The organism is Flagellimonas sp. (genome assembly GCF_965222555.1).
Taxonomy (GTDB): domain Bacteria; phylum Bacteroidota; class Bacteroidia; order Flavobacteriales; family Flavobacteriaceae; genus Flagellimonas.
On record NZ_CBDCUG010000004.1, the window covers coordinates 157330 to 182096 of the forward strand.

The following is a 24767-nucleotide window of genomic DNA, read 5'->3' on the forward strand; positions in this document are numbered from 1 at the left end:
TTATTGGGTTTTCACTTTTTCCACAAGTCGTAGGGTAAACCACCCACTTATCATTCCAACCACTAATAGAACTATTGCATATACATAACGTCCAAGGACAGCATGTCCCACACTGAAAAGAATACTATTTAAGAAGACCACTCCAAGCACAAAACCTATCCAACTTCTTTTTTCACCTTCTGTCTCTGTTTTATTTGGAGCTACTTGGGTAGCAATAGGCCCCCACCACCCTTTTGGCCTCACCTTCTGGTAGAAAGTAACCAATGTTTCGTTGGTGACGGGTTTGGTCATAAAAGTCACACACAGACTAATGGCGGTGCACAATAGTAAAATAATTGTAGCTCTGATCAACGCATGTTCATCATTGTACCAGATATTTACCGTATTGAAGAGCGACTCCCCGATCCATTCCATTTTGTAAAGGCCCTTTATTAGTAAATGTCCATTAGCCAGTACCAAGGCAGAAATCATTGCGGTTATTTCGGACCATGCATTTATTCGCCACCAAAACCATCGGAGCATTAGAATAATGGCAATACCAGAAACGATTTCAATAATATAGATCCATGCCCCAGCAATGCTATCCATTTGCCAGGCCGCTATTGCGGAGAGCAGCAACAAACCGGTAATTCCAATTCGAGAAACCATAAGGTAATGGGCCGGAGATGCCTTCTTTTTTATAAAGCGCTTGTAAATATCGTTCACAATGTATGACCCACCCCAGCAAAGGTGTGTATCCACCGTACTCATAAATGCGGCCATAAATGCGGCCACCAAAAGCCCTTTCAACCCAGTTGGCAATACTTCCAATATCATCATTGGGTAGGCCAATTCTGGATCTGCTATCAATGCCGATGAGGCTTCTGAAATAGGCAGGATAACAATAGACCCCAAACCAACCACAATCCACGGCCATGTAAGAATCACCACTCCGGCAACCGCAAACCAAAGTGATGCTTTTATCGCATGTTTTTCCGTTTTGGCTGAAAACAATCGTTGTACGATATAGCCATCTCCCTGAGCCTGCCCCAACCATAAAATTCCAATAAGGCAGACAAATGCGACCATCTCCGTGGGGCCGATATGCGAAAGGTTTGGCAACATATCAAGTACTCCCGGAGGGGCGTCTGCACGTGAAGCTATTTGGGAGGCCAATTCTGTAGGTCCTCCTATTTGTACCAAAATCAAAATGGCCAAAAGTATGGTACTGATGGTTCCTGCCGAAAAGTGAAGCATATCCAAAATGACCACACCTTTGATACCTGATGCCAATGTATGAATCAAAGCATAACCGCATGTTACAATCAATGCAAATTCAGCGCTCCATCCTAACATGATCTGGGAGAACTTCAACATAGCCAGCATTACCCAGCCCAAGGTGATACAATTCTTAAAAATCCCAAAAAAAGCTGCGGTAAACCCTCTAAGGACTGAGGCTGATTTGCCGCTGTACCGCATCTCAATAAGTTCGGCATCAGTCAAAATTTCGGCTCTTCGCCAATATTTGGCATAAAAAAACACCATCATCATTATACCAATTCCCAGATACCACCATAGCCAATTACCATAAATACCCTTACTCCTGACCAAAGCGGTAACCGCCAATGGCGCATCTGTGGCAAACCAAGTAGCAGCTATGGAAGTCCCTAATAACCACCAAGGCAGGCTACGCCCGGCCACAAAAAAGTCAGTAATATTCTTGGATTTGTGTTTGGCCACCAAAACACCAATTGCAATAGTGACCAGCATGTAGACTACGATGACAACCCAATCCAGTGTTTCAAGCCCCATAAATTGCCCTGTTTATTTTCTGATTTGGATGCATCATTATTTTAAGATCGGTAAAACATCTTTTTGTAATTCCAACATTTCATTGCACATGGAAACCGCATTTCTATAGGAATCAACCGTTGGTTCTATTAAGATGGCCTGCAATAGTTTGTCCTTGGATTTTTCAGCATAGGCCTCAACCAATAATTGGTGGATGCTTGCATGCAAACGTATGGTTGCAGCAATTGCCTCAGGCATGGGTTCAAGTTGAATTCCCTGGATTCCCGATGCATCGCAATAGGCCGGAACTTCCACCACAAGCTCATCTGGCAAGTTGGGTATACTGCCCTTATTTGGAATGTTGACGGCTTCGAGCCACTGTTTTTTACCGCTCACCATGGATTCCATGATAAGCGTGACGATTTCGCCTGAGCTTTTAAAACTACCATCTTCATTTTCAAGCTCTACTTCTTCAGTACTTCCTACCGGTAACAATTTTTTACTCCAATCCTTTACCCAAGGACGATCATACTTCACACGGTCCACCGTGTACACCCCTTCTGGAATCTGGTTATTTTCCCATGGATGTCCATCATAAGGGTCATAAAAAAACTGTAGTTGCGGAATTACAAACTCTTCCGCCCAACGAATGTATTCTCCGTAATGGTTGGAAGCCGGTGAAGGCCATTGTCCAAATCTTCTAAAGAGTATTCTGCCCAAAGCCAATTCATGCCATTGGGCCAACCAGTCGCCTTTTTGTTCAATTTCACGCAATTTTGGGTATAGATCCTCTCCTGTTGATTTATGTTTTATCTCCTGAAACCAAGTAAAGTGATTTATTCCACATGCTTTGGTCTGCAGTTCATCCAAAGGAACATTCAACAATTCTGACAATTGTTCACGTCCCATAAAAACCCCATGACAAAGCCCCACAGCTTTAATGTTGGTCAATCGGGTTATTGCTTCACATATTTTATGTTCAGGATTGGAAAAGTTCAATAACAGTGCATTTGGGCAAAGGTCTTCCATAGCCTTGGCCAAACCCATGATGACCTTAATGTTCCGCAGCGCATGAAATAGGGAACCCACTCCCCCATTTTCGCCATAAACCTGTTTAAACCCATACTTTCTGGGAACATGAAAATCTTGGGACCAATACACATTTCTGTCTTTTTCAAGAGCACAAATCACAAAATTTGCATCTTTTATAGCGTCATCCCTATTGGTTCCTGAGCTGATTTTTGCATTCCGTTTCAGTTTTTCATTAACATACTCCGCATGCTTTTGAACATGTTCCAAGTGTGATTTTTCAATATCCATGAGGTATATCTCCAATCCTTGGGAACATAATGTTTCACTCAGCAAAATATCTTGGACTATTATTGGACCAAATTGAAGACTTCCTGCACCGATGTAAGCTATTTTTATCATACCATTGGCTATTTAGTGGTTGTGCCAACCTTGTAAAGCACAATTTGACTTAAAGCTAGGGCCGTTCAATGGTATAAATAGAACACCTCTAAAAAAGACCCAATGCCCTGAAGATAAAGACATAAATTGGATAATCCATTTTTAGATGACTTGGATTTAAAGGAATTCCTTAATCAACTCAGAATATGTTAGAGGCTCTGAAAGACTTTTTGCAGCAGTTCGTTTACCAATTCATACCTTAAAAGAGGTCCGTTTTGGGATCTACTCTGATTATTGAGCATGGCTATGCTTACCTTGGTCGTTGGATCATAGAACATGTATGAACCGTACCCACGCATACCTCCGGTATGCCCCCACATGGACCTGGCTGCAAAAGTGACTTCTCTTACTCCCAGTCCGTACCCTGTAAAAATGGTATCGTCTATGGGAGTAAAATCCAACATTTTGTTCTTTGTTTCTTGAGTCAAAAGGGAACCGTTGAACAAATGCTGAGGCCACATGGAAAGGTCTGAAGCCGTAGAAAAGACGTCTGCCGCTGTATAGAACACGCTATGGTAGGCTGGTCCAAACTCACTGGATATGTTTTGTAAAGTGCCATCTCCATTACTATCCCTCCATGGGGTGGCAATTGGTCCCGTTATACTTTCGTTTGCTGGGAAATATGTACTGTTCAGTTGTAAAGGGCCGAACAGTTTTTCACGAAATACTTCACCAACCGTTTTTTGGGAAACGGCTTCAATAATCAATCCCAATATGAGATAATTGGAATTGGAATATTCATACCTATCCCCAGGAGCAAACAATGGTTCTCCAACATAATCTGCCAATTCTATTGGTGGAATGGCAGTTTCAAGGTTGCCTTCCACCCTAGGCCAGATATCCGGATGTCTAAAATAACCCAACAAACCTGTAAAATGCCCAAGCAATTGCCGTATAGTGATGGACTCATCTATGTTTGGCAGATTGAGAGTCAGCCATTTACTTATTGGATCATTCAAACTCAGTTGTCCTTCTTCTTCCAATTTAAGGACGGTGGCCGCTACAAAGGTTTTGGTAATACTGGCAATTCCAAATCGCATATCTTCAGCTATTGGAGTGTCACCGCTTGAGATCCCGCCCTGTAATTTCCAACGCTCTTCACCATCTATCCGAATAGAAATGGAAGCTCCTAAAAGTTTATCGGCACCTATTTTAGAGTCCACTATACTTTGTAACTCGCTTAAAAAAAGAGCATCTTCATCAATTGGGGTCTCTTCTTTGGATTCATCATTGGAACAGGCTGTCAACAACAAAATGCAGACAAAAACTTTAATTACCTTATTTAGATGTAACATAATAATTTTTTCTTTTTTTTAAATAGATATAAAAATTTGATTTACAGATATTTATATGTATTTATATGCTGTACCCATTTAATCAGCATACAAGAGGAGAACAACAGCAGTTACATTATTTTAACTTATTGTTTGTTCAAATACTTTTCCGGAATCTTACTTTCTTCTGTCTCCGTGGCCCAGGTAGTGCTTGCTATCCACCATCTGTTGTTTATCCAGACCAATTGATAGCTGTTAATTCCTTTTTTGTCATAGGTTCCCTTTAAATTTTTTGCATGGTACGATTGGAATACATTTGCAACTCCATTGAATTCATCGATGGTTACGCCAAGTACTTTTTCATTAAATCCATCCCTTCCATAGAGTGGGCCTATATAGCGAATGAATTCCTCAACGCTGAACGAACGAACACGATTGGCCGGATTTTTTGCTTTTGGATTCAAAAGGATTTTTTGGGCAGTTGGTAAGAAGAGGTTGCGGTATTCGGTCCAATTGGGTTCTTCCCCAACTTCCACAGATATGATTTCGAGCATTTTGTTCACCGTTTCCTCTACGGTTTGATATTTCTCACTTTGGGCAATAATCTTACCGGTTACTGCCACAAACAAGATCATTATCAACTTCTTATTCATTGTTGCTTTTTATAGGTTAAACTTTTCCAGGCCATTTCCAACGTCGTGGAAACCATCTCATCGGTCACCTCAAATTCATGGTTAAGCTTTATTTGGATTATGGTTGAGAGACTGCTGTACAACCATCTCATGATCAATACGGGATGTGCATCAATAAGGATACGCTGGTTTATTCCCTCATCCACCAAATCAAAAGCCGTTTGATAGAATACCCTTGCGTGCTCCCGAAGTTCATTAGGAATTAAAGGAGAATAACTGTAGGTATCATGAAACATAAACCGTTTGGGGTATTTGGAATAATACTGATACCCTTTCATCCATAACAGATCAAACCTTTCTTTAAATTCCAATCCGGTTTCATCTTCTTTAAAGGCAATATGCCTTCCCAAATCTTCCAGGATGAACAGATATACACCTTCAATAAGCTCTTCCTTACTTTTAAAATGATGATAAATGGTACCCACCGCTACACCTGATGTTTCAGAGATTTGCGCCATGGAGGTCTTTTGAATGCCCTGGTCTACGAATAGATTTAGGGAAGCTTCCAATAAATCCAATCTTTTATTTGCAATTTTTACCATGTTGACTGAATGTTCATTCGGTTAATGTACAAGATCTTTTTAAAAGACTGTTAACCCCTAATGTTTATTTGTTTCTTCAAGATTTAATTCTATCCTATAATAATCTGAAGCTCCAAGGAATGAAGTTAGTTTTCCAATCCCTCAACTGAAAACAGGCATTCGTCAATTGGGAGCACACCATAAGACAGTTTTAAGATATTTTGTTCTTAAAACGTAAAAAAATGACTACGCTTATCACTGTAATTCAACTACAATATATTGCAATGGCCATTGCTGCGGCCATTATCTATATGGCTGGGTTTGTACATGGCCTTCTCTGGAAGAAAAGAAATGAGTCATGAGAACTTCATTGGTGCCTATATACATCTGTGGCATGCTTTTAACCTGTTGCACAAAAGTCAAAATCAAACCGCAACCTATCCAATTAGAAAACAACCTGGTCAGTACCGAAACAGAAATGAAACAAATTCTTAATGAGAGTTCACAACATTTTATGGAAAAAAATGAAATGACAGCGTTTAATTCCGATGTAAAACAAAACCTGGTCCTATGTCATAATTTCAAATTCACCATTAGGATAGACCAACTGCATAACGGAGAATTAAGATATGCCTGTTGGGCAAAACCCAAAACCATTATGGAAAAACCGGATTTGATTCTGTTGGATGGATATGTTCAAGACAATGTCAATCAAGATAGGTTTGAATACTATTTCACCAATGGAGAATACACATACATTATAGAAAAAATCATCTCTGGAGAGTATGACCGAACCGTCCATATTTTTCTTGAGATTTTGGACAAACACAATGAAAACTCTGCATGGAAAATGACTGCTTTGAGTACTGTCAAAATCTAACGGTAACCCTATGTTTGTCCAAAACCAAGCTATTTACATCTTCAAAACAAAAACAGTTTTTTGATAATCTTTTTACGCATCTTATGATAAGTTTTTGCATAGTCTCCAGATGCAGAGCGCAATCCTGAATTACAAAATATGGCAACGGTCATATCTTGCTTAGGAAAATAATAAAGATCGGTGGTTATCCCGATACCCCTGCCAGAATGTCCCATTAAAAACTTATACGGAAAACTTTTATCTGCCATAAGGCCCAATCCATAATCAGGGTCTTTTTCATCGTTCCAAGTTGTCATTTCTTTTAGCGTCTGCTGGTTCAGAATCTTGCCCTTCATCAATCTTTCCAAAAACAGGCTTGCCTGCACAATGGGGGCGTAAACACCATCATCCCCACTATACCAATTTGTGGTCTCAATGGTTTCTTTTGAGAGGTTTTCCGTAATGTTGTTTTGGTCAATGTCTCCATAATGTTCCACCAATCTTTCCGGTGGGGTTTCTTTGTAATATGTATGCTTAAGACCGTATCTTTTGATGAGTCTTTCCCTCATGTAAGTTTCATGTCCTTCTGGAACAACTTTATCCATGATCATGGCCAAAAACAAATAGTTTGTACTGCTGTATTTATACTCGCCCAATGGTTTGGTGTGTTCAGTTTTACCATAGGCATACCTCCGCAATGCATTTATATGGGACAAGGTATCCAGTTTAAGATTACCGGTAAGATAAAGTTCGTTCAACTCGGGATTTCTATTGTAATTGTACAGCCCAGATGTATGTCCAAGCAAATGCCTTATGGTTACATCTTTTGCTGTAGGGAACCCAGCAATGATCTCTCCGGGCAGATACTTTTCTATTTTATCATCCAATCCAATCTTTCCTTCTTCCACTAGTTTTAGAACAGCTACTGCTATATAAGTTTTGCCAATACTGGCAAGACCAAAAATGTCGGTTTCTTTTAATGGTATTTTTTCTTCCAAATTGGAATAGCCAGAGGTTCCTATCCATTTGCCCAGCTTTGGGCTTTTGATGTAGATGGAAACCCCAACCAGATTATTGGAAGTAGCTTCGTCAAGATAATTCTGAATCTTGTCAAACTTTCGATGTTTGGTCTGTGCATATGCTGATATAAATACAGCACTAAAAACTAGAGATACGGTGACTAACGTCAATTTAGATAACTTCATGATATTACGTTTTTTGATTGAGGCAAAGAAATCTTGCAAACGCTTTACTCAAAAGAAAAACGAACCATAATTACATGAAATGCTATTTAATTCCGGTTGAAGTGCTATTGTACCATTTGCGAAACGAAGCCGCCTTAAGCCTACTGATTGTAATGGAAAAATTACCGTCCAATACATTTTTAAGATTCAGGCTGATTTTTCCATAGGTGGATGGTGAAATGGACAAAATCATATCCCGTCGGATAATGGAGTTTCTACTGGCATGAAAAAATAAATGCTTTGGGAGCAGTTCTGCTAGATTAAGAAGTGAACTTTGGGAAACAGCCTTATCCGTATCATAGTACACCCAAACAATTCCCAGTTCACTTTTCACAAAGTTTATGTCTTCTACATCCACCAGAAGGATATCATTGCCCTTTAGCAGCTCTATCTGTTGCTCTTTCTTCTGGAACTCGGATTTTAGTTCGGCCAATTGTTTGTTGGTGTTCTCCAGACTATACTCCGCATGCACCCAATTTTTATAAAAGTGTATGGACCATTTAAAAAAGGTAAGTATAAAGGCAACAACAAAAACACTTAGGTTAATGGTGATTAGCTCCCTTAACGAATAAAAGTCATCCCCTATTGACCAAATGTAAATGTTGCCCACAATATTGAGCAACAGCAAAAGGGTTATGGTCAAATAAATCAATTGAAGAAAAAACCGCTTTCCCAAATTATTGGCCCAGCCAACTTTTTTGTCCAGCTTTAGCTCAATCATCCGATTTACTTCGGTCAACATGGCAGCAAAAACAATTGCCACCAAAAATTCCTTTAGAATAAAATCGGGGTTGGCAGGATCAAAAATGAAATTGATCACAATATTGGCTATGGAACCCAACAACACAGGCTCCATTATTCTCCAGTGGTTTATATTGGTTGAACGATCCACAGTGTCTACCCTTATATGCAGATTTCAAGGCTGTTGAAATCAGGTGCCGCTATAAGAAACCCTATAAATTGCATCGGCTAAATCGTCTGAAATCAATAGGGATCCATCCTCTAAAAAGAGCACATCCACAGGCCTTCCAAAAGCTTCTTGTTTTTCCTCATCCAGCCATCCGTCCATAAAAGTTTCATAACCTACGGCTTGATTATCCTCTAATTTAACCAATGAAATCCTATACCCTACTTTAGAGGAGCGGTTCCAAGAACCGTGTTCAGCAATAAATGCCTGACCTTTATATTGTTCAGGAAACATACCTCCCGTATAGAATTTAACTCCCAATGGTGCAACATGTGCACCCATAGCCTGTACCGGAGGAACAAAATCCGAACATGGAAATTGGTCGCCAAACTCAGGGTCCTTTACAGTTCCACCATGACAATAAGGATACCCAAAATGCTGTCCGGCTTCTGCAATTCTGTTAAACTCGCATGGTGGAACATCATCTCCCATTAAGTCTCGTCCATTATCGGTAAACCACATTTCATTAGTATCGGGATGCCATGTAAACCCCACGGAGTTCCGAACTCCTTTTGCATAAATTTCCCTATTGCTCCCATCTGCATCCATACGTGTAATTGTGGCATATCTTTTATCCACAGTTGTGCTATCGCAAATATTACACGGAGCTCCAACGGGTACGTATAATTTGTCATCGGGTCCAAAAGCAATGTACTTCCACCCATGATGGAATTCCGTAGGATAATCGTCATAAACCACCTCGGGCTTAGGCGGATTGGCAAGTTGCTCTTCAATATTTGGGTATTTGAGCAATCTACCCACTTCGGCAACATACAATGCTCCGTCCTTAAAAGCCACCCCATTTGGCACCTCCAAAGTCGTATCCAAGGCCATTATTCTTTCAGCTCTATAATCCCCATCAAGATCTTGGATGGCATATACCGTTTTTTCGTTACGAGTACCCACAAAAAGAGTTCCGTTATCTCCCATTGCCATAGATCGGGCGCCATCAATTCCCTCGGCAAAAATGTCAATTTTAAAACCTTCGGGAAGATTGAGCTTTTCCAAAGGAAGATTTGTTTGCGGTTGTTTTACCTGATCTTCTTTGACCTCTTCTTTGGATTCCGTCTTTCCCTTACAGGAAAAAATCAGCGTGGCTAGGATAAATACAAAAGTGATTTTCTTTAACATCTCTATTTTTCTTATTTCTACTGTTCTATAAATATTTTTGAAGGTGCTTTTTAAAATAAGCTGCACTATCCGTAATGCTCTGCATGGAATTTACGGCAAAGTTACCTCCTTGCTCCAGATAGTAGAATTTCAACCCCGATTGATCAATATTGGTCAGCATGGAGTTATAATCAATAGAGCCATTACCCAACTCGGAATAATCCTTGGTCACTTTGTCCATATCCTTAATGTGCCACATGACGAACCTATCAGGTTGTTTGGCTATCAACTCTTCCGGACTTAACTTGGAAGAGTGTTTTACCCAATATAAATCCAACTGTAATTTTACCAAGTTGGGGTCTGTTTCATTAAGGATGATATCATATCCATTTTCTCCATTGTGATCAGTAAATTCAAAGTTATGGTTGTGGTATGCAAAGCCCAATCCAGCCTTGTTAACCTGTTCTCCTATACGATTTAACTTACCCGTAAGCTGTTTGAATTTTTCAATGGTCCGCTGTTCTGGGGCCAACCACGGCCAAGTAATATAACTTTTATCCAAGGCATGAGCACCCACAATACACTGATCCACATATTTTTTAAGTTGATCCTCAGGTTTGTCAAAATAATCCGAAAAACCATAATGACCACTGGATGCGCTGAGGCCCAAATCATCAATAATCGCTTTAAAGTCTGATGCCTTGTATCCATAATAAGTGCCCTTGTCCACATCATAACCATAAGTTTCCAAATCTTGGTATCCCAAAGACGCTACTTTTTTCAGGCTACCTACGGGGTCCTTTTCCATTGCATCTCGAATGGTAAATAATTGTAGCCCCATTTTAAACTTATATTTTTCTAAAATTGACATGGAATAGCCATTTAAAGGTAGTAATGCACCAGAGAGCAATAAACCTGATTGTTTTACAAAACTTCTTCGATCAACCATTTTTGATTTTTTATTGAATGATGAATTTTAAATCTCTTAATTTCCGAAAATACGGAAAAAAAAATGGTACAATTCAGGGTTCTCTTTATTACAGAAATGGTTGAATGTTAAATTCTTCTTAAGTTTTATTGGAGTTTTACCCCTAGACACCCAAACCTTGCTTTTCATGGCACAATAAGCCGTCAGTTTCAAGACAACTGAGAACAGTTTTAAGACAAAAAGCGGTATCCATAAACCATGTCTTCACAAATTCTATGTTTTTTGTGACCATATAATCAAATGTTATGGACAGGAAGAGTTTTCTAAAACAAAACATATTGTTGGGAGGTGTGGCTGCCATTGCACCCAATATGTTAATTGCAAGTAATGCTGTTGCAACGCAGGAAGAGGTTTTTGATCAGGACTTAATATTGGAATTTGTGTTTGCTGCCCACAAGAGTCTGGATGAGACACAAAAAATTCTTGAAAAACATCCTTTATTGCTCAATTGTACTAGCCAATTTAAAAAAGGGGATTTTGAAACCGCTGTGGGCGGAGCTTCACATATGGGTAGGAAGGACATAGTGGATTATTTGGTGGGCAAAGGTGCGCGTCTGGATATTTTCAACTATGCTTTTTTAGGTTTTGATGGGTTTATAAAAAAGATGGTCGCCACCTATCCCCAATTATTGAATTCATATGGTCCCCATGGCTTTACTTTATTGCACCATGCAGAAGTAGGTAAACATAAAGAACTGGCAGAATGGTTGCAGTCCAAAGGGTTGACCGATAAAATATTCAAAGGGGTTTTTGGGTAAGATACGCTGATAACTTTCACCCAAAACACGCTCAAAAAAGGTTATACTTATATTTGTAACACACCCTTTTCATTATTCTTTTGCAGCATGTGGACCATCCAGAGTGATAAACGATTCTATCTCCTATCCGTAGTTTTGCTTGTTGCAATATTTGCCATTACACTGATTCAAAATATCATTCGCTATAGTGGCCACTCCAGTTATAACATTTGGGTTTCTATCTTCTATCTGTGCGTATCGGTCCTTCTGTTCATCCCTTTTATTATTTTGATAGTTCAGATTGAAAAGTGGATTAAAAGTAACTATCCGAAATGGTATTGGGCATTATTCCTGCCGTTGGCAGCGGTAGGTCTGTTCACCTTTTACCTCATTTCCAATTTGGTTTTGCATTCTTTTGGATATTTCGATCATTATGTTGATTTGGAATATGCCAGATATTATTTTGGGAGGGAGGCATTGTACCATTTATTGTTGATACTTGGATCAGCGGTATACGTTTTCACTAGTAAAAAGAAAATACAAACCATTGAGGTAAACAAAGGGCGCAAGGTAATTACGCTAGCCGTGGAACAGGTCCATTGGATAGAAGCAGATGGTCATTATCTGAATTTCTATACTGATTCAGAAGTGTTCATAAAAAGGGAACGTTTAGGTGTACTCACAAAACAGCTAGAACCAGACTTCATTAGAATACATCGCAAATTTGCGGTCAATAAAAGTCAAATCCAATCCAAAGAAAAGGACAAACGGAATGAGTACGTGATTTTAAACTCTGGGAAAAAGCTAAAAATCGGGCAGTCTTTTAAACCTATAATTTGGTAAGGGTTTATTCGTTACTGTAGCTTTTCAGTTTGCCTTCAAACCCTATTGCCGTTCTGTGGGAGCTAATAATATTTATGGAGCTTGAATTGCTCGGGAACAATTTTGCAGAAACCTGAAAAGTCTCCGTGCCCTCTGTAATGGTAAAATTCATGGTGTAGCCTTTAGATTTGTCATTGGGAATGAGTTCAAAATCTCTTGGAATCCCTTCAAATTTAATTCCAGCTTCATTACTGTTGTATGGCCCTCCTCCCATTTGTCTTTCTCCAAAATAAGGCAAATCGGCAGCTACACTATCCCCTAATACTCTAAGGTAGCTCCCATTACCGGTAACATCAATTCTGTTTGCTGTGCTACCCAAAGGTATCAACCCAGCATTTGCAACCCTGTTTAAACTTCCTGTTGCCAATGGCCTTGCCCAATTTGCAATAATTTCAAAAGATTTTTCTGAGGTCAACTTTTGTAATGCATCAATTTCCGCAGTTGTAGCTACATTCTTTGAATGGGATGCACAGGCCAATAGGGATATTGTTAAAATAACGGCGGCGATTTTACTTAGTGTCTTCATATCCAATAAAATATAGTGATATTACAAATTACAGAATCCAGTTAAGATTTCCCATTTATACAGTATATTTAACGTTCAACCAGGTTTCATTTTATGAAAAGATTATTAAGCCAACCTTTCCTCCTATTTTTTGTTATAAACAGTGTTCAATTATTTTCCGCACAAACCCAACCCCAAGACTCAATTAAAACCACACCGCAATACACCGCCACTGAACTTGCCCAGAATCCTGTTATCGATGGAGAGGTTTTAAACGATCCTACTTGGCAAAATGTACCCAGTATTGAAGACTTGATTCAGATAAGACCCAATTATGGGCAGGCTGTTTCCGAAAAAACGGTCGTACGAATTGCCTATACCTCAAGTACATTTTATGTGTCCGTGGTCTGCTATGACAAGGATGCTCAGAATATTGTGGTTTCCGATTCTCGCCGTGATGCCGACTTAAACGATGAGGATAGTTTTCTTTTCATTATAGATACGTATCACGACCAGCAAAATGGATTCCTTTTTGGCACCAACGCTCAAGGAATGGAATATGATGCACAAATTGACAATGAAGGAAAGGGCAATTTCAACACTAACAGACAGCAAGGAGGCGTTATTGGGGGTACCAACTTGAATTGGGATGCCACCTGGAAAGTTAAATCACAACTGGGTGATTATGGTTGGAGCGCGGAATTTGCCATTCCCTTTAGATCTCTACGTTTTGCTTCGGGTAAAAACAAGACCTGGGGGTTAAATTTTAGGCGGAATATTAGTAAGAACACGGAAACCGCTTATTGGACCTCTCTTCCTTTGGGGTTTGATATGAAGCGATTATCACTGGCAGGAAAATTAGACGGTCTTAATCTCAGAAATCCCGGAAATCTGAAGCTTATTCCCTATGTACTTGGACAATTTGTCAATGACAGATCCGTATCGCCCAATGAAACCGACACTAATTTTGAAGTTGGGGCCGATATTAAGTACAGCGTCACTCCCAGCCTAACATTGGATTTGACTTATAATACTGATTTTGCGCAGGTTGAAGTAGATGACCAACAGGTAAACTTGGATCGTTTTAATCTCTTTTTTCCCGAGAAACGAGCCTTTTTTTTAGAGAATGCTGGTCAGTTCAGTGTGGGTAGTCCTGGCGAAGTGGATCTTTTCTTTAGCCGAAGAATCGGTATAGGAGATGATGGAAGTTTGGTGCCGATTATAGGTGGAGCAAGACTTTCCGGAAAAGTTGGCCAAACCAATGTAGGATTGTTAAGCATGTTTACCGATGACGTTAACGGAACTGGAATTGAGAAAAACAACTTTTCCGTTGCCCGTGTCAATCATGATTTTCAGGGGACCCGGTCCTCTTTAGGGGGCATCTTTATTAACCGAGCTGGCCTAGGTAGCATGGACGACGATTATAATCGGGTTTATGCCATGGACGGCAAGTGGGGAATTGGAAACAAGGCAGAAATCAACGGTTTTGTGTCCAAAAGTGTAACTCCAGGTATTGAGAGCAATGACCATGCTTTCAAAATTCTGGGAAACTATAACTGGAACGGTTGGGACCTGAGAGCTGGATATACAGAAGTGGGTGAAGGTTTTAACCCCGAAGTCGGTTTTTTACAACGTACCGCTTTTCGCAAGCCAGAGTTTTTAATTTGGAAAGCGCATCGGCTTAAAAATGGTCGGAAATTATTGGAAATGCGCCCACATGTATCCTACCGCGGATATTGGAATTTTGATGATGAGCTTATAACCAGTTTTTTACATGTGGACAACCATTGGGAGTTTAAAAGCGGGTTTGAAGTACATACCGGAATCAATTTCACAACGGAAAGGGTGCTACAAAATTTTAATATTTCCAATGTTACCGTACCCGAAGGAAATTACAAGAACGAAGAATTACAGCTGGTCATAATTACCAACCCCAACAATGCATTTTCGTTTGATACGAGGACTCTGATAGGCGGGTATTTTAACGGGCATCGCATTACCAATAGCGGTACAGCTAGATATAGGCTAGGCGACCGATTTAATACTTCGCTTACCTTCAGCCATAGTGATATTCAACTGGATACCGGAAATTTGACCGCTTTGGTGGGAGGTCTTCGGCTTTCTTATTCCTTTACCCCCAGAATATTTCTCCAAAGTCTGATCCAACGAAACAATGTTACCGAGGTAACTTCTGTAAATGCACGTTTTGGGTGGCTTCAAAATGCAAATACCGGATTATTTGTGGTATTTAACGTTGTAAGGGATGAAGATGTTCTGGATAATTTAAACAATCAAGTACTTACGATAAAGTACACCCACCGGTTTGATATTTTGAACTAAATAGGAATAAATAAGCGTTGGGTTATATCTTTTTGACCCGTACCGCGTTCATGCCTTTCATACCCTTTTCAAGTTCAAAAGATACTTTGTCGTTTTCGGCAATCTCATCGATCAGGCCACTCACATGGCAAAAGTGTTTTTCCTGTGTTTCGGTATCTATAATAAAACCGAAGCCTTTTGAGGTATCAAAAAAAGAAACCTTTCCATTTCTTACTGGATCAAATTCCTCTTCTTCAATGTCCTCTTTCTTAGGGATTCCAAGGGTAATACTTTCGGCCTCCACAGCCATTTTTTGGGAAGGATCTGGCGGAGTATCCGTTAAATTCCCATTATAATCCACATACGCAAATTGAATACCAGATTTACCGCTTTCTTTAGCTTCAGCTTTTCTGGCTTCTTTCTTTTTTTGTTTTTCCTCTCTTTTCTTTAAGCGTTTTTTTTCTCTTTCTGATTTGCTATACGTTTGTTGTGATTTAGCCATAAAGTACTTACCTGCTGAGTTAGTTTGTTAAGAATAGTTTGTTGAAATTCACCTAAAGATAGCAAATGACAATGTGGAATTGTACATTTTTTTAATTATTTGTCCTATTATTTCTTTCAAAAAGAAAAATGTAACCTATTCCAAGAAGCGCAAATATCGCACAATAATACATAACTAGCGGAATTCTTGATATAGTTTCGTGATAATACCAACCTGAAAACAAAGCTCCCAACCCAATTCCCGCCTCCAAGGCAATGTACATGGTGGCGATGGCCTTCCCTTTTTGTTCGGGCCTGCTCAGATCTATGGTCCATGCATTGATAGCAGGGGAAACAATGCCCATGGAAAGTCCATAAACCACCCCTCCCATTAACAAACCAGTTTGCGTTTTAAAAAACCCCATCAACAGCATGGCAATAAGCAATAAAAAAAGACCAACAACAATTATCTTGGTCCTTCCATATCTATCCGAGAGTTTTCCAGCCACAAAACGTACCAAGAGTGATGACACTGTAAACACCACAAAGAAAATACCCTTGTTTGCAAAGCCAACAGCCTCTGTCCAGTCCGGTATAAGGGTTAGAATCGCTCCAAGCGATATATAGGACAGAAAAGTGACAATGGCAGCAGGAAGTGCTTCTTTGGCAATAACTTCATTTTTTGAAATCCTTAATAGCTCCCATTTGAAGGGCTGTCTTTTAGGTAAGGTTTCCTTTAGATTTATAATCAGCAGTAAAGCCAACAAAGCCATTCCGGATGAACTATAGAACAATACGGAATACGAAAAATGAAGCTTGATCATACTTCCCAAAGCTGGTCCAAGTGCCAAACCCGTACTGAAGGCAATTCCCTGTATACCCATAGCCTCACCCAATCTTTGTGGTGGCACTACATCAGAAACAAAAGTAGCCGTAGCCGTTGGGGTAAACCCTGTTGAAAAGCCATGGAGCAATCGCAGTAACAAAAAGCCATAAACCGTTGTTAAAATGGGATAAAAACAACCACACACCAGACAAACCACAGCTCCAAAGATCATAACAGGTTTTCTGCCGATAGTATCTGTAAGTTTACCACTGAAAGGTCTGGAAATTCCTGCGGTTAGGGTGAACAAAGCGATAATAAGACCTATATATTGTGCACCGCCCAAACCAGATAGATAGGCTGGAAGTTCTGGGATAAGCATGTTGTAGCTTGCAGAAAAGAAAAGGGAACCCAAACAAATAAGAATGAATTTTGGAGTATACATACCATGTTTAGCATGAACGGTTCGTTTTTTTTCTGTTGTAATCGCCATTCCTATTCTGTAATTTTATAGGCAAAGGAATTGCTTCTTCATATCACTAAAAAGGACATTTGTCCCACTAAAAGAAATGATCAGAACCAACGTGGAATTAATTGCCTATACCGAAGTGCTTTTCAATACGGGAAAGCATGACATTTGGGAAGAAGCATTTGTTTCAAAACAAAAAATTATAGAGCAAGATCATAGGTATAACAAAATATATCTTATAAAAGATGGAATTGCCAAGTGCTATATCTCCGATGAGAATGGTAAGGAGTTCATTCAGGAATTTTTGGGTGAAGGAATGGAATTTGGTGAACTGGAAGTCTTTAGCAAAGGGTATACCATCTGCTCGGTAGAATCCATAACAGATTTAAAAGTCTTTGTGTTCAGCTATGCCAGTTTTAACAAGTTACTGGATACCGATAGACAGTTTAATCAGTTGATCATGAAAGCGCTTGCTGATAAAATACAGTATAAGGCCCCAAGGCATTCCTACCAGCACTCCTACCCTATTGAAGACAACCTCATCAGGTTGAAAGCGCTGTTTCCAGAATTTACGAAAGTCATATCCAAAAAGGATATTGCGAATTATATTGGTGTTACGCCAAGAAGTTTGAACCGTGCGTTAAAGGAGCTTAAGGAAAAGTCCGATCAATTCTAGGGCAATCCCTCAAACCACTTTTTAAAATCTGCCACCTTTTCACGACTAATAATCACCTCTTTATCCAATTTAGATCTTAAGGTGAGTTTTAACCTTCGGTTGGCGTAAACCGTAACATCAGTAATGGCATTGATGTTAACAATGAAAGTCCTGTTGACCCTGAAAAAATACTTAGGGTCCAGCAGTTCTTCCAAAGCCTCCAATTTATATTCAATAATATACTTTTTACCCTGGTCTGTTACCAAATAGGCATCCCTTCCCTCAGCATAAAATGTATTGATGGTATCACTGGGCACAGAATGGATGTGGTTTCCCATCCTTACCAAAAAACGATCTTTGTAAGTTCTCTTTTGTATCTGTTGCATTAAGGGAGCCAATGCTTCCGGATTTCCAAACTGCTGTTTTAAAGACTTTAGTTTTTGTAATGCTCTGGACAAATCAGTAAACATTATCGGTTTTAGTAAATAGTCTATACTGTTCACTTTAAAGGCATCAATGGCAAATTCATCAAAAGCCGTGGTGAAGATTACCGGTTTTTGAACGGGAACTTTGGAAAAAATCTCAAAACTAAGCCCATCCGCGAGTTGTATGTCCATGAAAAACAAATCTACTTTGGACTGGTTTTCGGTAATCCATGGCACAGCTTGTTCCAATGAAGGCAATGTGGCCATAACCTCCATAGTTTCACTGTACTTTAAAAGATAGCGTTCCAATTTTTCGGCCGCCAAAGGCTCATCTTCAACAATAACTATGTTCATGCTATTTGAAGTTTTGGCAAATAAATGTTCTTATAGGTTTCTTCATGCTCTACATGAATTGTTTGTTCAGTATAAAATCTATAATCCTCACAAATTGATTTCAACTCATTTAAATGTAGTGATTTATGAATCTTTTCTTCATGTATATATTTAAGTTTTATCTTATCATTGGACACTACAATATCAATAACTAATTCTTTTATTTCCGAAGGAATGGTTGTACGCATAATCTGCTCAATAATCCTAAGCAAGCTACCGGGCACAATAAAGGTTTCTGCAACAGCCATCTCTCCTAGCCGTATTCTCCGGTATGGCAATTCTGAAAACAGCGGTAGCAAATCCTCCAATACCTCTAATTCAGTCTCCAGAGGAACCAATTCATTTTTTTTCTGAGACAATAAATATCGGTAGACCATGGCAAAACGGTCGGTAACCTCCTCCGCCTTATCAGGATCAGACTTCATTGTGACCAAAATGGTTTCTAAACTTTCAAAAAGCAACTCAGGATTTAAACCTCTTTTAAAATTGGAAAAATCCTCTTCAATCTCTTTCCTGGCCCATTCTTCCTTTTCAAGTTTCTCGGTATTTACCATATACAGAAACTGATGACTCACATACAGCAAAATATAAATCAACGCAATTACCGAGAAAATGCTATTGAAAATCAATAACTCCCTACTGTTGGGCGTGTAGAACAGCACTTGGGTAAAGTACATATACATAGCCAACGATACCACTCCAATATTGACCCCCAATGTGCTGACAACCTGTAAAACTAGTTTTATCAAAAAGGAAGAAGGTTTTTTTAACCGACTGAAAATGATAATGGAGATTCTGGAATATTCTTGAATCAAATACGCCAAACCAATGCAAACATACAGTTCCTGCCCAAAGAAATTAAGACCTAGCTCATCAATAGTATTGTTGATCAACAGGATAAGCAAATACACCAAAGTACCACTGAAAAGAGGGCTCAGTAATCTAAATAACGGCTTATGTATGAAAAGTTTTTTCATGTAATAATAGGCAGTTGCACGGTAAAACCCTCATCATCAATTATATTGACCTGTTTATCGGCCAACAATTCGTATCGGGAAACAATGTTTTTAAGTCCAATTTTTAACGACTTCACTCCCTGTCTTTTCTTGGTTTTATTATTACTTACTTCTAGAAAGCCATTTTTAGGCCCAATACTGACCTTCAATTGGTTTTTATCATCAAACATATTGTGTTTAACCGCATTTTCCACCAACATCTGAAGCGTTAAAGGAGGTATTTTGCTATGTAACTCCTCATCGGATAACTGCAGGTCCAATGAAAAGTGGTTGCCAAATCGTGTTTGCACCATAAAGCAATATGATCGCACAAAATCCAATTCGTCTTCCAGGGGCACAAGTACTTCGGTATAGGTCTTAAGGGTATATTGGTACGATTTTGCCAAGGACCTTATAAACTGTTCTGCCTTCTTCGCATCTTTTCGAAACAAAGAAGAGAGTGTATTTAAAGAATTGAACAAAAAATGCGGACTGAGCTGGGATTTTAAAGCTTTTAATTGAAGCTCCGTCTGTTCACGTTTGTACCTAACCTCACTGATCTGCCCAACAGTGTATTGCCTATAAGAGTAAAAAACCAGATAGACGATGTTATAGATCAAGATTGTGCACAACAACAGAATTCCAATTTTTAATGAGGTCTTACTTCCAGCGATAGAAAAAAAAGCATAGTCCGGATAAAGTAGTTCGTATCCTTTCAATCCTAAAAAGACAATACCAAAACCAATTGCGGTATGACATATTATCCCTAACAAAAGGCGCATTCCTACCTGTTGCTTCCAGCGTACGACTTTATTCAAAAAAAGATTGCAGAAGTAAAATGCATAACTAACGGTTATTCCCATTAAACCATTGAGCAAAATCTCCAATAGGTTTGGTTGCCCGCTAAAATTGTGGAAACTATAGAACAAGACCCCAACTATAAAGCCCAATATGATCAGGAATAGGTTTCTTCCCATTTTTGGTTGGTTTTCAAAAAATCCAATAACCTTGTCCATAACACCAAAATACTCATTATTGTTTTAAGTCTTCTCGACTACACTTCGACTTCGCTCAGCACAGGCTACTCGAAGTGACAATTGGAGTATTTTGGTGGTTAAGGTATTGGCTGGTTATTCAATTGCGTTTGAGACTCTTCGGTAATGCGAGTTGGAAGAGATACTTTTACTTACTGCCCAATAAGCTTCCTTTGCCTTCTGGCCTTGGTTAGAAACGGCTCGCGAGTAGGCAATCAGGGATTCAGCTTTATGATAATCTGAACTTATACCCTTAATGGACATAAGAATCTTGGCAAGTTGCCCATCCGAATATCTGTTTCTTGCCATCTTTTTAAATACATCCGCCTTATGGTGGTCAGAATCCATATGGTTGAGCACATTGATCAAGGCATCAATGCTTTCATCGTTGAGCTCATGCCCCACCGCATTCTTTAACACATTGGCTTTGTGGCTGTCGGAGTCCATATTACTGGTTTGTTTTAAAACATGCGACAATGAAGAGGGACTTAACCGCTTCCTCAACACCTTGGTAAGCACGTTGTCCAAATGACTATCGGAATCCATACTGCTCAATGCATTCAATAGGGTGTGAAAAGTATCATCTGAAATTCCAGGGACATTCAGGGCTGCTCTAAACACTTCAGATTTGTGATGGTCCGAATCTATTTCCTTGGCTGTACTAAGGAGCAATTTTAAATTGGCATTATTCAAGGACGAATTCCTAAGCACGGTAGTCAACACATTTGCTTTATGGTAATCAGAATCGATATCCCTGGCAATAACAAAAAGTGCATTCATCTGATTTTCCTTTAACGAGCCATTTTTCACCAACCTTTTCAAGACTTCCGCCTTATGGTGGTCCGAATCTATTTCCGAAGTCGCATCAATAAAGGCAGAAATACCGGCCTCCGTGACCAAAAATTTAGCAGTATTGTTCTTAAGGATATCTGCCCTATGGTGATCGGAATCGATATCATCCCCCACCACATTAAGGACTGATATTAAATCGGCATTGTTGAGGTCCTTTTCCAATAAAAGTTTAATGTACCTGGACTTCACATGGTTGCCTCCCATATAACCAACTTCCTTAAGTACACCCCTGGCGCCTCCTTGGTTATATATTCGCTCTACCCGTTGCTCAGAACCTAACGTAGATGTACGCACTACTTCCAGCAGTATTTCTGCCATCCACTTTCTGCCTTCAGCATCAAAGCTTCTTTCAGAACCTCCTACATAGTATTTTTTAATAAGCTGTCCAGAATTATTGGACTCGATAAGGATACGTCTGCGATTGCCGAATGCAGACTTTTTAATTTCCATAAATCCACCATTGGAAATAGCAACAACGTCCGTATCATCTTTGGAAAGTGTAATGTCTCCTTTGAATTCCACATGGAAGCTGTTGCCAAAACCATTTTTTACTGAAATGGATGTTTTCCCATTATCGCTAACACTGATAGAGGTACTTCGTCTTTGTGCATCGACAGAACTACTGCTCAACAATAAAAAGAGGAGTAGAATTTTTAAGAATAGCGTTGCGAAGAGTTTGGATAACTGATTCATGATTGTTCGTTTTTTGATTGATGATTAAACTCCAACGGTGATTGATTTTTGATTGATGCAGCAAAGATGCACTACATTGCTTCCCGAAAAAAACAAAATGTAATGAACTGGACGATTAATGTATTGAACTGTACAATAGTGCCAGAGATGGAAAAACTACTGTTTAAACCGTTCAAAAATGGCCAAGGTCTTTTTGGTGTTGATAAAGTACACACCGGTAAGAAGGACGGCCGCCGCCAAGACCGATTGGAAGGTGATCTGTTCATTTAAGAAGTACCAACCCAAGATCAATGCAACAATGGGATTTACATAGGTAGAAGTTGCCACTTTTTCTGGTGAGACCGATTTTAAAAGATAATTAAAGGATGTAAATGCCAAGATACTGCCAAAAATGACCAATAACACCATAACAAGCTGCACCTTGCTGGTCCATACCAAGGGAGATGTCCAATTTTCCCCAAAAGACAAACTCATCAAAGCCAAAATAATACCTCCCATGAACATTTGATAACCCGTATTCACAAAATAATTGGTTGGCAGGTCGGCCTTGCCCACAAAAAGACTTCCGTAGCCCCAACTGAGCATGCAGGCAAAGATCATGATCATTCCCATAATGGACCCCTCTTTGGTGATAATCTGTTTTTGACTCACCAAAAGATAGATGCCCACAATCCCCAGGATTACCCCAACAACCGACATAGGCTGAATTTTCTTTCCTTGAATTATTCGCATCAACAAAAGAATGATCAGCGGTTGAGCGGATATCTCCAAAGCTGCAAAACCCGTGTCCACATATTTAAGGGCCCAGACCACTACCCCATTACCAAAGCTCAAAAAAAGAAAACCTGCAATGATCGTATTCAGCAATTGTTTTTTGGTAATGGAAATTGGAATTCCCATAAGTTTTGCAATAACAAAAATTAGAAAACCAGCTGTTGTAAATCGAAAAGAGGCCAACATAAAGGGAGGTAGTTCCAGTACCGCGATCTTGTTCAATAGATACGTGGATCCCCATATTACATATATGGCAAAAAAGGCAAGGATAACAAGTGTGGAATTGGAAGATCTTCCCATGCTCAAAAACCTGATTATTGCCTTGCAATATTACGGATGTTTAAAAGAGTAAAAAATATATTCCCATTGAAGTTATTTAGGCTTGAATATATTTTGCTGATAGGTGTTGCCCAACTAAGAATATTGGTTGGCATCCAAAAGATAGGCGGCGATTTCTTTTTCCAATTGTTTAAACCGATCCAAGTGCAGCTTAATATCCTCCTTTAATTTTTTGGAAGAGGCCCGCTTTTGTTTTATCAGGCTCATAATTTGATTTTGTTGGGCGGTGAACACCTTAAATCCACGTCTAAGCTCATATAATTTTTCAAAACAGGACGAATTATTGGGTTCACAGGTATAAGAATTGAGCTTTTTGGAAAGTCGTTGGATGATATTGTTATTTCGCTCCATTCAGATCAGTAATCCCTGAATCTGATCGGTACTATTTTCGGTTACATCTTTCATATCCTACCATATAAATATTGATTGAATCAAAACCTCCCATTAAGATACTAATTATCTTACATTTTCATCCGATATTAACTTCTTTTTTTAAAAGATTTAATATTCACTTAAAGTTATTGCCGATCCAAAGTTTCTAAGCGACAAAAAACATCTTTTTGATAATCAAAACTGTAAGTAGTATCTTTCCCAATAGACCTATTAGGCAGTTCAAATCATTTTTTAGATGACAAAAGCTTTTTCCTTTTTCTTTGTTTTGGCCATTGGCCTGTCTTTTCAATATGCAAAGGCGCAACAGGCAAGAATCGCTAAAGCTGAAGTCTCTTTTGAGTTTGTTTCAAAAAAAGTCAAGGGAACCATTGCGGGTTTTGAATCTACATCGAACATTGATTGGGAACATCCTGAAAATTCTGTTTTCCAGGGGTCCGTGCGCTCAAAGACCCTTGACACTAATAATGGGCTTCGCAACTGGTCTTTGCGCGGCGGAAAGTATTTTGATGTTGATGATCATCCAAAAATCATGTTTAAGAGCAGACAGGTAAGCCTAAAGGATGAAAAATGGATCGTGCAAGGAGATTTGACCATCAAAACAACCACCAAACCTATCACGATCACCTTTACCAGAAACCAAAATCAACTTATTGGTACAACTTCGCTGTATTCCATTGATTACGGAATTAAAATCAAAAAGAAAAGGGAAGACAACCTAGTGAAGGTAAAAATGGTGTTTGATCTACTGTAATTAAGCTCAGTAAATTTGAAGTTCCTTCCCTTTCATTCGACACTTCGGCCGCGCTCAGTACGGGCAAGCTCAGGATGACAACTAGAACTAATAACAATTGTCCCCTTAAGGGGACCTCAGGGATGTCATTTTGAGCAAAGCGAAAAATCTAAAAACAGTGCGTGGGATTCTTCATTCACTACGTTCATTCAGAATGACAAGTAAAAACTGGTGTCTGATGTCCAAAAATCCAACAATCCAATAATCCTGTCATCCCAAAATCCATTTCCATCAACCCAAAAAGGGCATTGGTCAATTGATAGGACATGGTGGTTCTTTCTCCCACTACCTTCCAGTTTTAATCACAAAAAATA

General features: G+C 39.3%; 25 protein-coding genes. 6 read left to right on the forward strand and 19 right to left on the reverse strand.

All coding sequences use genetic code 11. From position 1 onward, the window contains the following. From ACOQO1_RS05150 to ACOQO1_RS05170, 5 genes are all read right to left on the reverse strand, one after another. On the reverse strand, window positions 1-1791 hold the full coding sequence (locus ACOQO1_RS05150; RefSeq protein ID WP_420601794.1) for a sodium:solute symporter family protein: 1791 nt from the start codon (window positions 1789-1791) through the stop codon (window positions 1-3). 36 nt (window positions 1792-1827) lie between these two features. Continuing rightward, window positions 1828-3201, reverse strand: coding sequence for a hypothetical protein (locus tag ACOQO1_RS05155; RefSeq protein ID WP_420601795.1), 1374 nt, complete (start codon window positions 3199-3201; stop codon window positions 1828-1830). 188 nt (window positions 3202-3389) lie between these two features. Then, a complete protein-coding gene (locus ACOQO1_RS05160; RefSeq protein ID WP_420601796.1) occupies window positions 3390-4535 on the reverse strand; it encodes a serine hydrolase domain-containing protein in 1146 nt (381 codons plus the stop codon). A gap of 125 nt (window positions 4536-4660) precedes the next feature. Continuing rightward, entirely contained in the window at window positions 4661-5167 is a 507-nt protein-coding gene (locus tag ACOQO1_RS05165; protein WP_420601797.1) for a hypothetical protein, read from the reverse strand. Continuing rightward, window positions 5164-5748: a TetR/AcrR family transcriptional regulator gene (locus ACOQO1_RS05170; protein ID WP_420601798.1), complete on the reverse strand. Its 585-nt coding sequence runs from the start codon at window positions 5746-5748 to the stop codon at window positions 5164-5166. The genes ACOQO1_RS05165 and ACOQO1_RS05170 overlap by 4 nt, the downstream gene beginning before the upstream one ends. A gap of 457 nt (window positions 5749-6205) precedes the next feature. On the opposite strand from ACOQO1_RS05170, the gene ACOQO1_RS05175 reads away from it, so the two are divergent. Further along, entirely contained in the window at window positions 6206-6607 is a 402-nt protein-coding gene (locus tag ACOQO1_RS05175; protein WP_420601799.1) for a hypothetical protein, read from the forward strand. Window positions 6608-6648: 41 nt separating this feature from the next. On the opposite strand, the gene ACOQO1_RS05180 is transcribed toward ACOQO1_RS05175, so the two are convergent. The 4 genes from ACOQO1_RS05180 to ACOQO1_RS05195 form a co-directional block, all read right to left on the reverse strand. After that, window positions 6649-7791: a serine hydrolase domain-containing protein gene (locus ACOQO1_RS05180; RefSeq protein WP_420601800.1), complete on the reverse strand. Its 1143-nt coding sequence runs from the start codon at window positions 7789-7791 to the stop codon at window positions 6649-6651. Window positions 7792-7873: 82 nt separating this feature from the next. Beyond that, the gene (locus ACOQO1_RS05185) at window positions 7874-8686 is read right to left on the reverse strand and encodes a LytTR family transcriptional regulator DNA-binding domain-containing protein (protein WP_420601801.1); all 813 of its coding nucleotides are present in this window, start codon (window positions 8684-8686) and stop codon (window positions 7874-7876) included. A gap of 75 nt (window positions 8687-8761) precedes the next feature. Next, window positions 8762-9928 carry a PQQ-dependent sugar dehydrogenase gene (locus tag ACOQO1_RS05190; RefSeq protein WP_420601802.1) on the reverse strand — a complete coding sequence of 389 codons (1167 nt, stop codon included), beginning with the start codon at window positions 9926-9928 and terminating at the stop codon, window positions 8762-8764. 25 nt (window positions 9929-9953) lie between these two features. Then, entirely contained in the window at window positions 9954-10856 is a 903-nt protein-coding gene (locus tag ACOQO1_RS05195) for a sugar phosphate isomerase/epimerase family protein (protein WP_420601803.1), read from the reverse strand. A gap of 284 nt (window positions 10857-11140) precedes the next feature. On the opposite strand from ACOQO1_RS05195, the gene ACOQO1_RS05200 reads away from it, so the two are divergent. Further along, window positions 11141-11653, forward strand: a complete 513-nt coding sequence (locus ACOQO1_RS05200) for a hypothetical protein (protein WP_420601804.1) — start codon at window positions 11141-11143, stop codon at window positions 11651-11653. A gap of 87 nt (window positions 11654-11740) precedes the next feature. Then, window positions 11741-12475 carry a LytR/AlgR family response regulator transcription factor gene (locus ACOQO1_RS05205; protein WP_420601805.1) on the forward strand — a complete coding sequence of 245 codons (735 nt, stop codon included), beginning with the start codon at window positions 11741-11743 and terminating at the stop codon, window positions 12473-12475. Between the two features lie 4 nt (window positions 12476-12479). Here the strand turns inward: ACOQO1_RS05205 and ACOQO1_RS05210 are convergent, their stop codons facing one another. Continuing rightward, window positions 12480-13040 (reverse strand): DUF4251 domain-containing protein, encoded by a 561-nt coding sequence (locus ACOQO1_RS05210; protein WP_420601806.1) that lies wholly within the window; start codon window positions 13038-13040, stop codon window positions 12480-12482. A gap of 93 nt (window positions 13041-13133) precedes the next feature. On the opposite strand from ACOQO1_RS05210, the gene ACOQO1_RS05215 reads away from it, so the two are divergent. Further along, window positions 13134-15359, forward strand: coding sequence for a DUF5916 domain-containing protein (locus ACOQO1_RS05215; protein WP_420601807.1), 2226 nt, complete (start codon window positions 13134-13136; stop codon window positions 15357-15359). 22 nt (window positions 15360-15381) lie between these two features. Here ACOQO1_RS05215 and ACOQO1_RS05220 read toward each other — a convergent pair whose 3' ends face one another. Next, window positions 15382-15840: a cold-shock protein gene (locus tag ACOQO1_RS05220; RefSeq protein ID WP_420601808.1), complete on the reverse strand. Its 459-nt coding sequence runs from the start codon at window positions 15838-15840 to the stop codon at window positions 15382-15384. Between the two features lie 91 nt (window positions 15841-15931). Further along, window positions 15932-17134, reverse strand: a complete 1203-nt coding sequence (locus ACOQO1_RS05225; RefSeq protein ID WP_420601809.1) for an MFS transporter — start codon at window positions 17132-17134, stop codon at window positions 15932-15934. A gap of 76 nt (window positions 17135-17210) precedes the next feature. Between ACOQO1_RS05225 and ACOQO1_RS05230 the strand changes: the two genes are divergently transcribed. After that, on the forward strand, window positions 17211-17786 hold the full coding sequence (locus ACOQO1_RS05230; protein ID WP_420601810.1) for a Crp/Fnr family transcriptional regulator: 576 nt from the start codon (window positions 17211-17213) through the stop codon (window positions 17784-17786). On the opposite strand, the gene ACOQO1_RS05235 is transcribed toward ACOQO1_RS05230, so the two are convergent. The 6 genes from ACOQO1_RS05235 to ACOQO1_RS05260 all read right to left on the reverse strand — a co-directional run bounded on the left by ACOQO1_RS05235 (window position 17783) and on the right by ACOQO1_RS05260 (window position 23621). Continuing rightward, complete coding sequence (locus tag ACOQO1_RS05235; RefSeq protein WP_420601811.1) at window positions 17783-18544, reverse strand: LytR/AlgR family response regulator transcription factor; 762 nt, start codon at window positions 18542-18544, stop codon at window positions 17783-17785. The two genes, ACOQO1_RS05230 and ACOQO1_RS05235, sit on opposite strands and share 4 nt — an antisense overlap. Then, on the reverse strand, window positions 18541-19560 hold the full coding sequence (locus ACOQO1_RS05240; RefSeq protein WP_420601812.1) for a histidine kinase: 1020 nt from the start codon (window positions 19558-19560) through the stop codon (window positions 18541-18543). The genes ACOQO1_RS05235 and ACOQO1_RS05240 overlap by 4 nt, the downstream gene beginning before the upstream one ends. Further along, on the reverse strand, window positions 19557-20555 hold the full coding sequence (locus tag ACOQO1_RS05245; RefSeq protein WP_420601813.1) for a sensor histidine kinase: 999 nt from the start codon (window positions 20553-20555) through the stop codon (window positions 19557-19559). Before ACOQO1_RS05245 ends, ACOQO1_RS05240 begins: the two co-directional genes overlap by 4 nt. A gap of 153 nt (window positions 20556-20708) precedes the next feature. Continuing rightward, window positions 20709-22157, reverse strand: coding sequence for a hypothetical protein (locus tag ACOQO1_RS05250; RefSeq protein ID WP_420601814.1), 1449 nt, complete (start codon window positions 22155-22157; stop codon window positions 20709-20711). A 156-nt stretch (window positions 22158-22313) separates the two neighbouring features. After that, window positions 22314-23231 carry an EamA family transporter gene (locus ACOQO1_RS05255; protein ID WP_420601815.1) on the reverse strand — a complete coding sequence of 306 codons (918 nt, stop codon included), beginning with the start codon at window positions 23229-23231 and terminating at the stop codon, window positions 22314-22316. A 114-nt stretch (window positions 23232-23345) separates the two neighbouring features. Then, a complete protein-coding gene (locus ACOQO1_RS05260) occupies window positions 23346-23621 on the reverse strand; it encodes a hypothetical protein (RefSeq protein WP_420601816.1) in 276 nt (91 codons plus the stop codon). A 277-nt stretch (window positions 23622-23898) separates the two neighbouring features. Between ACOQO1_RS05260 and ACOQO1_RS05265 the strand changes: the two genes are divergently transcribed. Further along, window positions 23899-24414, forward strand: coding sequence for a YceI family protein (locus ACOQO1_RS05265; protein WP_420601817.1), 516 nt, complete (start codon window positions 23899-23901; stop codon window positions 24412-24414). A gap of 184 nt (window positions 24415-24598) precedes the next feature. Here ACOQO1_RS05265 and ACOQO1_RS05270 read toward each other — a convergent pair whose 3' ends face one another. Then, the gene (locus tag ACOQO1_RS05270) at window positions 24599-24739 is read right to left on the reverse strand and encodes a hypothetical protein (protein WP_420601818.1); all 141 of its coding nucleotides are present in this window, start codon (window positions 24737-24739) and stop codon (window positions 24599-24601) included. Window positions 24740-24767 lie beyond the last annotated feature (28 nt).